Consider the following 13,113-nt stretch of genomic DNA (forward strand, 5'->3'; position numbering starts at 1 on the left):
TCTATGAAATTAAACCTGAAAAGACCCATTGTGTTCTTTGACCTCGAAACCACGGGCGTTGATATTTGCAAAGACCGAATTGTGGAAATTAGTATGCTGAAAGTTTTGCCCACGGGCGAAGAAATATTAAAAACCAAGCGCATTAACCCAACCATTCCCATTCCGCTGGAATCGAGCATGATTCATAAAATTTACGATGAAGATGTAAAAGATGCGCCCACGTTTGCCCAGCTTGCTAAAGGCATGAACGAGTTTTTACAGGGTTGCGATTTGGGCGGCTATAACCTGTGTAAGTTTGATATTCCGCTGCTGGCCGAGGAATTTATGCGCTGCAATATTGAATTTGATATTTCGGACCGGGCCATTGTGGACGTGTGCAAAATATTCCACCAGATGGAGCAGCGCACCCTATCGGCAGCCTATAAATTTTACTGCGATAAGCCCTTGGATAACGCCCACAGCGCCGAAGCCGATACCATTGCCACCTACGAAATCTTGAAGTCGCAGATCCAGCGTTACGAAAACGTTTCGATGCTGGCCGCCGATCTAAAAGAAGTATTTCCGGTAAAAAACGACATGCAGCAGCTGCACAAATTTACCGCTCAGAACTGCGTAGATTTAGCCGGTCGTATTGTTTACAACGCCGACGGGAAAGAAGTCTTTAACTTTGGCAAATACAAAAACGTGCCCGTAGAAGACGTATTCCGGAAAGAACCCAGTTACTACGATTGGATGCAAAAAGGAGATTTTCCGCTTTACACGAAAAAGGTAATCACCCGCATTAAATTTCGCAGTAGCGCCAGCGCCTTTATGAAGGTAAGTAACTAGGTTAAAAGTTAAAATATTAAAGGTTGCGGGTTGTGTTAAGCCCGCTAAATATAGCCCGCAACCAAAACTTAGCTAAAACGCTTAGTGGGCCTTATCTGATTTTAAACAGAAAGCCAGCACCAGCAACGATACAAAAGCAATTTTCTTTTTAGACATAGTTTTAGAATTTCTACTATATACTATTTTACAATAAAGGAAGTTGTATAAAAACAACAGGATAGCCACCACCAAAACCGGCGAAAACGAAAGCGTGCTTTTCTGTTATTTATAACTGCTTCTATTGCAAAGATTAAAAATATAACCTTACCGAACCGGTCGCGGCTGCAGTTTCTCTTCGGCTTAGTTTAGTAAAGTTCTGTAGCGTGCTGCTCTGTAAATTAACCCATTACCTGCGCCAACAAGCATCGAACAAGGGCAATAAATTACGCCTTCCGAACATATTTTAGCTGGCCAAATAAGCTGCAGCAGCGGAATATTTAATAAAAAGCGAACGAGCAACACGCCAATTAAAGTACCTTTCTTCTAAATAAATTTAACCGAGTGTAGTTAAAATAACCAATCAGGACAAAAGAAAATGTTAATGAAAACAAGTAAGCTATCTTATTTTCTGCTATTTCTTTTTCCTTTTATAGTTTTACAGCCACTTTCCGGCGCGGTAGCACCTTACCAGGATTTAAGCACAACTACTTTAACCGGCACTGTGCAGGATGATAAAAATAAAGTTCTGTCTTATGTAAGCGTGGGCGTGGTAAATGAAGAAACGGGTACGGTAACCAATGAACTAGGCAAATTTATCTTACAAATTAAACCCGAAAACGGACAAGGTATAATCCGGTTCTCCTTTATCGGTCATGAAACTGTTGAGTTAAAAGTTGCAGATGCGATTTCCCAGTTCGCAAAGCAAAAAACCTTGGCGATTATTTTAAAGGCAAAACCAAGCGAAATAAAAGAAGTTAACGTTGATGCCAAACGCTGGATTACCTCCGTGAAAGGCGGCAAGGTTGGACCAGAGGCAACATTTCACCAGGCCTTTATGAGAACGCCGGGCACTTTGGAAGAGCACCTGGGCAGAGAAGTAGCCTTGCTGATTAATAACCGGAAGAAGCAAGCTTTTCTGAAGAAACTAAACTTCTGTATTAATACCAACCGCTACGATGATGTAAAATTCCGGTTAAATATTTACTCAGTGAATAATGGTCGGCCGCACGAGAATATTCTGAAAGAAAATATTTACCTGGAATTAACCGATAAAAAAACCGGGTGGGTGGAAATGGATTTAGAGCCCTATAACATTTATTTAGAAGACGATTTTGTGGTTTCTTTGGAATGGATAGATTGTGATCCGAAGCCAAAGAATGTACTGTATCTAACTTTGTCGGGAGGTTTTGGCGGACATACCGTGTTCCAGAAGAAAGCCAGTCAGGCCAAATGGGAGAAGTTTCCGGGGGCAATAGGCATGAATGTTACGCTTCAGCACGAGAAATAAAGATTATAGGTTAAAGTAGTGCTTATAAAAACATATCATATATTATCTGATTTTCTCAAGCCTACTTGCTTATGCAGCCTAAGTTATTTGGTATTCTTTTTATTAAGTTCACCTATATATAAGCCGATAAATGATGCGGCTGAAAACAATCTTCTTTTCTATCAAGATAAAAATATAGTTATAAAAGGTACTGTTATGGATGAGAAAAGTAATGCTCCCATACCTTTTGCGCATATCACGGTGATTGATGAAAAAATCTCGGCGGAAGCTGATAATAAGGGGGAGTTCACCCTACTCTTGAAACCGGAGAATAAGAACGGAAAAATTAGAATTACCTCGTTGGGGTACCTCACCCAGGAATTTAGTATTGCTGCTTTAATGGAGCCATCCGAAGCCTCAACCATACAAAAACTTTACCTGGTACCAGATTACAAAAGCCTGCAGGAGGTAGAGATTAAAGCAAGAGCCAGAAAATTAAAAACAAAAAAAGCCGGGTATCACATAGGTGAAGGCACTTCTATTCATTATGAATTTTATCCGTCTGATACTTTAAAAATTAAAGTGCCTGGGCATGAGATTGGGAACAGAATTCAGTTGGATAAATATCCGGCAACATTACGAAATGTCAGTTTTGGATTACAAGGCTTAAGTGAAGCCAGGCTTTTAATGCGCATACGCCTTTATTCGCTCAAAAATAATTTGCCCCACCTTAATCTACTACCCGAGTCAGCGGTTATAGCCATACCGCCCCACCATGCCGGTTGGATAACCGTTAATATGCAAGAATATAATATTAAACTTACCGAGGACTTTGTAGTGGTGGTTGAATGGGATGCGCACCGGGAACGTAATACCAGTTCGCTGATGGCTTTTGCCAGTATACCCCAAGACCAGGTTATTTATTACCGGGAATCTAATTTAGCGCCATGGCAAATAGTTAAATCTACCTTGGTAAATATTAAAAGTATAGGCATGTACGCCACCGTGGTCTATGAAAAATAGAAATCCAGCTTTGTTAAAATAGTTAATAAAAGCAGATTTCTGTATAAACCAAAAAAGCGGAAGACCGGAATCATCAGCTTTTTTGATTAGTATAAGTTCTTTCACACTATCCCCTCTGGCCACGTGTTAAGTTTATAGCTGCCCAGCTATGGTATAAAAAAGTAAAAGGTTTGTCGCTGGGCAATAAATCAAGCGCCGTTTAAAAGCGAAAAAGTAAGTCATTGCAGCTTCCTTCTCTATATGGATAAATATTTAATTATAGACCAGCCGTTAATGCAGGCTTGCTATTGAAATCTATTACCGCTGCGACAAATGTAGTAGTAGTACCGGAAACTCTGAACTGAACTTTCTGCCAACTTTAATTAGATTATAAACAGCCCGACAAGCATCGCCCTAAAGCAAATAACCGGTATACCAAATATTTACGTTATTTATCCGGTTCCCCAGTACGTTTATGAACATACCGGTCCATTAGTTTCTCGCTGGCGTCGGTTAAATAATTGGTAACAATACCGGTAATCAGGGCCAAGGCAATTTCGGCGCTTTTCTGGTGAATGACCTTGCCTACCTCTTGCATAAACGAGAGCTTATTCCGGTCTTTCTTTTTCTTTTTTTTCTTCTTGCCCATAGCACAGGAGTTAACCTCCCTCATTAAACGCGCATCAAAAAAAAGAGATTTGGTATTGGTTGCTCCCTGTTTCAGAAAATTGTGAAAGGCAATACTGCCCCTACCCGACACCTCGATGATCCATTACGACAGGTAATTAAACAGTAAAGTAAAAATACAGCGTAATCAACCAGCACTACCATCCGGAAAGAAGTCGAATATTTAAACCCGAACAAAAACTTTTTAATTCGGTTTAATAAAAACCTTATGCTTACAACTATGGCTACAAAAGAGATTATACAGGTTGCTTCTTTTAAAGGAATACAAGTTACTGGTGTTACCATTACCCAAACCGGGCGATTATTTGCCAATTTTCCGCGCTGGCACGAAAACCTGCCTTTTTCGGTAGTAGAAGTTAGTCTGAACGGCGAATATAAACCTTATCCGGATGAGGCCTGGAACACTTGGCACGGCCAACCACAAGAAAATACGTTTACCTGTGTCCAGTCGGTAGTTGCGCACGAGAACTCGTTGTTTGTACTAGACCCGGCCAGCCCCATGATGAAAGGCGTAGTGGGTAACGCCATGTTGTACGAGTTTGATTTAACCACCAATGCGTTAAAGAATAAATGGGTATTTGATAAAAATATTGCCCCGGAAAAATCTTACCTGAACGATTTACGCATCGACCGCGAAGCCGGCAAAATTTATATTACCGAATCGGGCGTGGGCGCTATTGTGGTTCTGGATTTAAATACCGGTAAGCCGCGGCGTTTACTTGATAAGCATGCTTCTACCAAATCGGAAGACGTTTGGCTGACAGTTGAGGGGAAAAGATGGGTGAAGGAAGGCGACAAGCCCCAGATGCACGCCGATGGCATTGCTCTCTCCCGCGACAAAAAATATTTATACTACCATGCGCTAACTGGTTACACTTTATACCGGGTGCCCACCGAAGCCCTTAACGACGAAACCCTGGATGACAAAGCGCTGGCAGAACAAGTCGAAAATTTGGGTAAAACCACAGCCCCCGACGGCATGATATTTGACCGTTTGGGCAATTTGTACCTGGGCGACTTGGAAAATAATGCTATCATGTGCCGTCTTCCCGAAGGTGAGCTGAAAACTTTTGTGCAGGGCCCGCAAATAAAATGGCCCGACACCTTTACCATCGACGAGCAGGAAAACTTTTACTTTACCACTTCCCGCATCCACGAAATGGAAGGTGATATTTCGCAACTCGATTTTAATATTTTTAAAGTGCCGCTTACCAATATTTAAATATAAATTCCGGCAACGTAAGTTAAAGCGCTGCTGCTATAAGCTTTTATCGGCCGGATGCCCATAACAAAATCTGTTAGAAAAAAAGAAGCCGCTGGTAAGCGGCTTCCTGGTTTACAAGGCTGTGTCAAACGATACAGCTATATTTATTATAAATATTTACTATAAATGAGCAATTGGATCTGGCTTAGCGTCTTTGTCGCCGATAACAGTACCAATATTGGTTATGGCATTACCTTTTAACAATAATAAACCAGCTACGTGCGGCGCAGCAAACGATGTACCGCTGCCGGTGGTAGTACCACCGCCTACTTTTAAGGTTAATATACCAACGCCTGGCGCGGCATAATCTACCGGCAGCCCGAAGTTAGAGCTGTTCCAGAAATAACTGTTTAAATCCATTGCTGAAACTGTATAAACATTGGTAGCGTTTACCCGCTGCGGAGAATTATTGCTACAATCTACGGCACTGTTACCCGCCGCAATCGAGAAGAATATTCCTTTACCGGCAGCAGACTTTACGGCATTGTCTAAAGTAGTAGAAATACCGGAGGCTAAACTAATATTTACGACATCGCCTGCTTTGCCATTGGTAATTACGTGATTTACGGCTTTAATTACATTGGTCACAACGCCGTTGCCGGCATCATCCATTACCCGCAATGCCACCACTGTTGCATTGGCGGCCACACCTCTAATCTCGCTACCATTGCTTTTTGCCGCAATAATGCCGGCTACCATAGTACCATGACCCGAACCATCCTGTATGCTGGTGGTGGTGGTTAAAAAGCTTTTGCTCCGGGCAACATCAACGTTTAATTCCGGATTATTAACATCAATACCACTATCAATTACCCAAGCCGTTTTACCGGTGCCATCGCCGTAACCTACTAATTGCACACCGTCCGGTATTATTTCGGAAGTGATGGTAGAGTCATTTGTAGTAGTCTCTGTACCGGCTGCCGTTAATCCAAAGCTGTTAACTGGTTTATCTACCGAAATAAGCTGTTCCTGCTCAATAGTTTGAACAAAAGGTAAAGCCCGGAGCAGGTTAACTTGTTTGGCCGTGAGCACCGCGCTAAAACCTTTAATTTCTCCTTCAATCTGGTCTTTTATATCAGCGGCATTAATTTTCTTTTCTAAAACCAGTTGCGAAACCAACGCGACTGCGCTCTTACCAGTACCTTTAAATATTACAATATATTGCCCATCTATATACTTAGAACCGGGTGTTTGTTTGGCATCAGAAACAGCGCTCTGGGCAGGTACCGGCTGCTCCAGAACATCATCCTGCTGACAGCTATACAACGATAAGGCGGAAGAAAGCGCCAGGAAAGAAAGTGTTTTTTTGTAGAATAAGTGTTTCATTGTAAATAAATTTTATAAGATTAAAATAAGTTAAAATAGTTTATGATTTAACAAGCAAAGTGGAAAAAGAAAATTTATTAACAACAATAAAGTTAGTGTATGATATAGAGCAATAATTTATATCGCTCAAGCGGACATTGGATAAATAATATTGCAATATTAATCAATTACAAATATAAAGTAAAAACAATATTTAAAATATATTTTTAATTAACTGATTATCAGTTATAAAATTTTATAAACAGCTATTTAATTTTTAATCCACAAGCAGTAATCACTTCTAGTCTAATAAATTTAATTATAATATACCATTCCATATATTTATTGCCAATAGCAAATATTACTACTATACACCCCAAAAAATTGTATGTAAATATTAATATTAAACACAAAGCATATCATTTACACACATTATAATATTCCACTACCTAGCACCCAAACAAGTACTTTATGGCGGTTTAACCAGTTAAATAGCTAGTTTAAGGTGCAGGAGCCTTGTTTACCGAGCCAAAACAGGTGTTCATCGAATAATAAATTTACAATATATATAAACCATGATATTTGTAAAGCAATATTTCATCCACCTATAGTAGTGATTAAGGAAAGAAATATTCTTGACAAAGGTTTTAAATATTTTGATATGATTATCCGATTAAAATTTTTCATGTTGCTGGTACTTGCTGTTGTGTTTGGGCATCAGGCATTCGCCGACTGTGTGAACCCTGTTACTATTGCCTCTCAGGCCAGTGGGATTTTTAGTAATCCGAATACCTGGGCAGGTCAAAAAGTACCTACTTCCTGTGACAACGTTATTATTAAACACGCCATTACCTTAAATCAGGATTATACCATTGGCGGTGTAAGCAACAGTGGGCAGCCAAGAGGGTCCCTCTTAATAGAAGAAAATGGCTCCCTAGTAGGTCAAAAAAATTTAAATTTTTCGGGTAGCTATATCCTCATCAATAACGGCACCTTAGATATATTTACTTTAAACTTTTGGGGAGGAGAGCCTGCATTTATTAATACCGGAGCGGCCAGTATAAGTAATACACTAGCTGTCTATTCTGGTGGCACTATCCAAAACGCCGGTACTTTAAACCTGAGAGCGGGTATGCAGGCAGCAGGTCTAAAATTTATAAACAAAGCAGAAGGCTTTGCTTACCTGACGAATAATTTAGTGCTGGACCAAAGTAATAACCAAGGTGTCGTGCTGGAAAACCAAGGCTTTATGAGCATCTCGGGCACCACAACCATTCACTACGGCCAGGTTACCAATAGCGGCAGTTTACAAATGGGAACTACCTTAACTGTAAATTCCGGGGCTGGTAATAACACTATTACCAACTCGGGTAGTTTGCAGATAGGTACCAACTTAACTTTACAGGCCCCTACTACCGATAATAGTAACGCCATTATCAGCAGCGGACCTTTTAAAGTAAAGGGAAACTTTCAGAGCCAGGGCAAATTTTATTTTGAGAATATAGACTCACTGGTAGTGAGCGGCAGTTTTACCAATGGTGGTATGTTTGTGAATAATGCTTTAGACGGCATCGGCCAGGTGGTAGTTAAAGGCAAGTTCACCAATAACTACAACGGAACTTTCACCAATAACTTTGGTATAGTAGCTGTAGCCGGAGATTTTTATAATTTTGCCCGTTTAGATGGTGATATGGGTGGGTTTACGATGAACCAGTACTCCGAAAATGCCTGGGGTGCCATTATTACCGGTAACATTGATATTTGCGATAGCTCACTAGCCAGCGGTAAAAAGTTTATGGATACCAATAATGGTACCATCGACGGTGGCTTTCAGGACCCAACTTTTGATGACGGTACCGTAACCCAATGCGGCTATGACCTGACTACTGTACAATTACCAGTTTCTCTGCTTAACTGGCAGGGTGCTTATCAGAATAACCAGGTAGTACTAAAATGGCAAACTGCCACCGAGCAAAACAGCGGAACCTTTGCTATAGAGCGGTCTTTAGACGGAAAAACTTTCGGGACCATTGGCGAACTCCCTGCGGCCGGCAACAGCACCCAACTGTTATCTTATAAATTTACCGATAAAAATGCACCCGCCGGCACCGTTTACTACCGCTTAAAAGAAACGGACTTAGATGGCACTTTTATGTACTCGGCTATAATTCCGGTTACCACCAAGGTGCTTTCATTTGGGTTAACCGTTTTCCCGAACCCCATTTCTGCTCCCAACCAGCTTACTATTAGTTTACAGGGAACCGCCAGCTATCTGTATGCAGTAGAAGTAATAAATACCTATGGTCAATTGCTTTATAAGCAAACAGTAGAACTAAAAAGCTCCCGCTACGACCTGGTTATTCCGGCTTCTGTTACCAGCCAGCTAAAAGATTTAGGCATTATTCGCTGCCTCAACCTTACTAACGGCAGTGTGCAAACCTCTAAAGTTGTAGTACAGTAAGGCTTTAGATTTATCCATTAACAATTAAATACATATACAATTTACTCTTTTTAAGCCCATTAACTCCAAATAATGAAACACCAGCCGCCAGTTTAGCGAACGCTTAACTGGCGGTTACTATTTATGTAAGCTTGCAGCTTATTTTGGAAGCAGGGAAATCTTACAGCTTATTATAGCGTTCAGGATATTGAAGCTGCATTATTCTTGGGTGGTTGAATATTGTTTTCGGCGGCCAGCTGGCTTTGCACTTTGGGTTCTTGTTTTCTTAGCTGTGGGTGGCGCATTGGTGATTGTGAAGGCCGTTCGTCACCCAGCAATACTCCCCATTGTTTTAAATTATTCATACGGTCGAAGATAATTTTCAGCACCGCAATTATCGGCAACGCCAAAAACATACCTACAATGCCGGCTATCTTTCCGCCAATTAAAAGTCCCACGATAACTGCTAAGGCATTAATTTTAACTTTTGCGCCCACAATACGCGGCATCAGAATATTGTTATCCAGAAACTGCGCCACGGCAATGGTAATGAGTACGGTAAAAATCGGCCATAAATCCGACGAAGAAGCCAGCGTGAGTAACACCCCAATAATATTGCCGATTAAAGCGCCCACGTACGGAATCAGGTTTAAAAAAGCAAAAACAACCCCAATAAGTAAGGCATGTTTAATACCAATTAAGAGCAAGGCGCCGCCCACCAGCACTGTCATGTAGGTAACCTGAATCAGCAGACCGGTGAGATAACTTTTAATAATACTTTTAATTTCAGACAAAGCTTCTTTAACCCGCTCGTGGCTTTCGGCCGGAAACCATAAAAAGATAAACCGCAGCAACAGGTTTTGGTAGAACAAAATCAGAAAGGTATAGAGCGGTAACAAAGCAATAAATATGATAACCGAAACAGCCGACCCGGCCGCTCCCGTCAGCATATTTACAGCGTTGTTCAGCAGACTATCGCTCTGTTCTTTCATAAATTTTAGTTGCTGGTCCGGCGAAAAATGGGTTTTGGCATTTATCCAGGCGCTCAGATTCGAAAGATGATGGGTAATATTCTGGCGAATCGTAGGCAAATCGGCTACCAGGTTACTGGTTTGACTAACTATAAACCAAATCAACACTCCAAAGACCAGAATCATAACTAAAATACTGAGACCTATAGCCAACACCTCGGGAAAACGGTGCTTCCGGAGAAAATAATAAATTGGTAATAATACCAAACTTAAAAAGAAGGCCAGTAACAGGGGTGCCAGAATTTCCCGGCCAATAAACATGGCCCATACTAAAAAAAACAAACCCAACAACTCAATGGCTCTCCGGACGGTAATGGGCATATTTTTCATAGTCAACCTATAATCAGGAATTCAAAATTCATTCGCTTAAAAATAAACCTAAATATCAACCAGATCCTCCTGCCGCCACCAAGGTACTGTACGTTTTATAATTGAAGGCTAGCGCTTAACAGGTTCATTTAATGACCACTTTCATCACGATAAATAGGCCATTCATAATCTTTGTGGGCCTCACCTCTATTTATATTTTTATCTTATTACCACTTGCTTCTGTTTAAGAACGGTGTTTTACCGGCAGCGTTTAAGTTTAAGCACGGAAAATCAAAAGTGACGGCTTCATGAGTTAACTAAATCTATATATCCAGTCTTTTATCCCAGGAAATAATAGGCATTGCCTTGACTTTCAGAAAGGACAGGTCGCCGGCAATATTACAGAACCGAATTACCTGCTTCATTTCTAAAAAACGACCAGCCACCTGAGACGTTACGTAGCCATTATGTAAAGGAAATCATATAAGTACCCAGATATGCCTCTGAATATTCATTTTACCAAAGCTTTGGTGCTGGCTAGCCTCCTAATCCTGGTAGGGATGTTTACTTTTAACAGAATAATTCAACAAGAGCGGCTGAAGATTTTTCAGAGTTACAGTCACCTTCAGTTACCGCCCCATTATGAAATAAAGCAAAACACCGCCGGCACCGGCAACTACCGCACCGATGTATTATTAATATTTGAGTTTGATAAACAGAACTTCGCTTTATTTATACACCAGAATAAAATAAATAGCGGAAATACTGGCGGCCTAAGTCAATGGCAAAGCGATGGCACCGGACTAAGACGTAAACTGAATATTGATGCGCAAACCACCGTGCTGGAAACCATCTTTCCAGCGCAACAAAAACTGAAATTCAGGTATATTCAAAAATAAAATCCGCCAGGCAAGGAAAAAACGCAATTTTTTGGTTTTGGCAGAACGATTTCACGTGGTGCCCAACATTTACGATATGTTGTTTGCTCCTCCGGACAATGAATAATTATGCGGGCGCATAAAAATACGGTTGAAGCAAGAACAAATTAGCTGCAGCATGGGTGCACAACCAATTATATATTAATGACCCGCTTCTGTTTTTAAACAAACTTTTAAGTAATCTTGCAAAAAAATTACCAAATGCTTAAACCCGATAGCCTGATTTTTGATATGGACGGCACCCTGTGGGACGCCAGCGATACTTATACTGCCGCCTGGAACGAAGGCTTGAAGGCCATGCATATAGACAGGGTTATTAACCGGGGCGAACTGGATTACATGATGGGCTGGGAAAGAAGAAGGGTACTGGAACACACCTTTCCGGATTATCCGGTAGAAAAGCAGGAGCAAATATACGATGCTATTGTAGCGGCTCAGGATAGGTTATTACCCGAAACCGGGGGCTTGTTGTACGAAGGGGTGGCCGAAGGACTTGCCAGGTTAGCCACAAAGTATAAATTATTTATGCTAAGCAATTGCCCCAAAAACGCCATCACCCAATTTTTAACTTTTTCCGGCTTAACTCCTTACATAACCGGCCAAATAACCCATGGTGAGAATGGCATGCCCAAGCACCACAATATAAAATTATTACAAAGTAAATACGGGCTACAAAACCCGGTTTATGTAGGCGACACCGAAACAGACCAAATACAAAGCGATTTAGCCGGGGTACCTTTTATTTTTATAGATTACGGCTTTGGCCAGACCGAAAAATATGCCTTAAAATTTAGCAGCTTTACCCAATTAACTGATTATTTTATGGCTTTATAAATGGGCTTTAACGAGATTGATGAAACTTTACCGTGAGCTTGCCTCTGGTCTGCACGTACCTGCGGGCACATCCAAACCAACCAGGAAATCCGCCCACCGCGCATCATCTTGTCGCTAATATAATTTTTTATTTAACCCAGCCTTTCTACACTACCCCGTAAAAATATGCTTAAACCTTAGCCTCTTTCAGGTGTACCAAATAGCGGGTAAGTTTATCCCACTGCAGCGCCTGGAAACCGGCCCAGCCGCCTTCGGCAATTAAGGTGTTTACAACAGCCCGGTTACCGGCTTCGGCTCCTTGGTTATTAGGGCGTTCATTCCGGCCGATTTCGTACGCTTTTAATTTATTCTCCTGGCGTTCTACCCGAAAGGTGCTGCTGGCTTCTTTTCCAAAAAAATGCTTTACTTCTTCGGTATTGTTGGTATGCGGAGCCGGTGCGGGGCTCGGACTTACTGTAAATTCTGCCAGATTTTCTTCATTCCGAATATTCGTTACAGTAACCCAGTTTTCCGGTCCTGGCCCCGGTAAAATAATTTGTACAAAATCGCCTATCTGCGGGTCTCTATCCGTTACTTTATTTCCCGCGCCATCAAACAACTTAAAAGTAGAATTAATACCCGGCAAACCCGACCAATTATCTACCCCAAATAATTTCTGTTTAGACCGTACAAAAGCTTCCGTGGCGCTCCTTTCGTCGGGGTAAGTATTCTCGTTCGAAAATTCGGTATCCTTAACTTCCTCGCCCCGCAGTACGTCAATCTCTTTTTTTACTTTATTAATAATATTATCTAAGCCCATGACTACATCTTTTATAAACTGTAAAATGGTACGGGCTAATATTTTAAATGTTCTTAACCCAGAAGAAAACAGCCACAAAAGCCGGTAACTAGTGTTGCTTCTTCTACTCTTCCCGGCTGCCGGATAAGCGCTATAACCTGCTTAGTTATTCCGCGTAAACTTTCGGATTAATTTAATTGGGTATGAAAATTCTTGTACCTGGCCAGCCAGA

11 protein-coding genes are annotated in these 13,113 nt (G+C 41.2%); 7 read left to right on the forward strand and 4 right to left on the reverse strand.

Annotated features, from left to right (window positions below):
• Window positions 1-3: 3 nt before the first annotated feature.
• The 3 genes from AAE02nite_RS15435 to AAE02nite_RS15445 all read left to right on the forward strand — a co-directional run bounded on the left by AAE02nite_RS15435 (window position 4) and on the right by AAE02nite_RS15445 (window position 3,316).
• Window positions 4-828, forward strand: a complete 825-nt coding sequence (locus AAE02nite_RS15435) for a 3'-5' exonuclease (RefSeq protein ID WP_146899277.1) — start codon at window positions 4-6, stop codon at window positions 826-828.
• Window positions 829-1,408: 580 nt separating this feature from the next.
• Window positions 1,409-2,314: a carboxypeptidase-like regulatory domain-containing protein gene (locus AAE02nite_RS15440; RefSeq protein ID WP_170252613.1), complete on the forward strand. Its 906-nt coding sequence runs from the start codon at window positions 1,409-1,411 to the stop codon at window positions 2,312-2,314.
• Between the two features lie 18 nt (window positions 2,315-2,332).
• Complete coding sequence (locus tag AAE02nite_RS15445) at window positions 2,333-3,316, forward strand: carboxypeptidase-like regulatory domain-containing protein (protein ID WP_146899283.1); 984 nt, start codon at window positions 2,333-2,335, stop codon at window positions 3,314-3,316.
• 427 nt (window positions 3,317-3,743) lie between these two features.
• Here the strand turns inward: AAE02nite_RS15445 and AAE02nite_RS15450 are convergent, their stop codons facing one another.
• The gene (locus AAE02nite_RS15450) at window positions 3,744-3,944 is read right to left on the reverse strand and encodes a hypothetical protein (RefSeq protein WP_146899286.1); all 201 of its coding nucleotides are present in this window, start codon (window positions 3,942-3,944) and stop codon (window positions 3,744-3,746) included.
• A 258-nt stretch (window positions 3,945-4,202) separates the two neighbouring features.
• Between AAE02nite_RS15450 and AAE02nite_RS15455 the strand changes: the two genes are divergently transcribed.
• Window positions 4,203-5,204 carry an SMP-30/gluconolactonase/LRE family protein gene (locus tag AAE02nite_RS15455; protein WP_218033507.1) on the forward strand — a complete coding sequence of 334 codons (1,002 nt, stop codon included), beginning with the start codon at window positions 4,203-4,205 and terminating at the stop codon, window positions 5,202-5,204.
• 162 nt (window positions 5,205-5,366) lie between these two features.
• On the opposite strand, the gene AAE02nite_RS15460 is transcribed toward AAE02nite_RS15455, so the two are convergent.
• Complete coding sequence (locus AAE02nite_RS15460; RefSeq protein ID WP_146899293.1) at window positions 5,367-6,572, reverse strand: S8 family peptidase; 1,206 nt, start codon at window positions 6,570-6,572, stop codon at window positions 5,367-5,369.
• A 640-nt stretch (window positions 6,573-7,212) separates the two neighbouring features.
• On the opposite strand from AAE02nite_RS15460, the gene AAE02nite_RS15465 reads away from it, so the two are divergent.
• On the forward strand, window positions 7,213-9,012 hold the full coding sequence (locus tag AAE02nite_RS15465) for a hypothetical protein (protein ID WP_146899296.1): 1,800 nt from the start codon (window positions 7,213-7,215) through the stop codon (window positions 9,010-9,012).
• A 179-nt stretch (window positions 9,013-9,191) separates the two neighbouring features.
• Here the strand turns inward: AAE02nite_RS15465 and AAE02nite_RS15470 are convergent, their stop codons facing one another.
• Window positions 9,192-10,352, reverse strand: coding sequence for an AI-2E family transporter (locus tag AAE02nite_RS15470; protein WP_146899299.1), 1,161 nt, complete (start codon window positions 10,350-10,352; stop codon window positions 9,192-9,194).
• A gap of 476 nt (window positions 10,353-10,828) precedes the next feature.
• Here AAE02nite_RS15470 and AAE02nite_RS15475 point away from each other — a divergent pair, with 476 nt between their 5' ends.
• A complete protein-coding gene (locus AAE02nite_RS15475) occupies window positions 10,829-11,230 on the forward strand; it encodes a hypothetical protein (RefSeq protein ID WP_146899302.1) in 402 nt (133 codons plus the stop codon).
• A 240-nt stretch (window positions 11,231-11,470) separates the two neighbouring features.
• Window positions 11,471-12,103 (forward strand): HAD family hydrolase, encoded by a 633-nt coding sequence (locus AAE02nite_RS15480; RefSeq protein ID WP_146899305.1) that lies wholly within the window; start codon window positions 11,471-11,473, stop codon window positions 12,101-12,103.
• A gap of 169 nt (window positions 12,104-12,272) precedes the next feature.
• Here the strand turns inward: AAE02nite_RS15480 and AAE02nite_RS15485 are convergent, their stop codons facing one another.
• Complete coding sequence (locus AAE02nite_RS15485) at window positions 12,273-12,902, reverse strand: hypothetical protein (RefSeq protein WP_146899308.1); 630 nt, start codon at window positions 12,900-12,902, stop codon at window positions 12,273-12,275.
• Window positions 12,903-13,113 lie beyond the last annotated feature (211 nt).

This window comes from Adhaeribacter aerolatus (assembly GCF_007991635.1).
In the GTDB taxonomy this organism is placed as follows: Bacteria; Bacteroidota; Bacteroidia; order Cytophagales; family Hymenobacteraceae; genus Adhaeribacter; species Adhaeribacter aerolatus.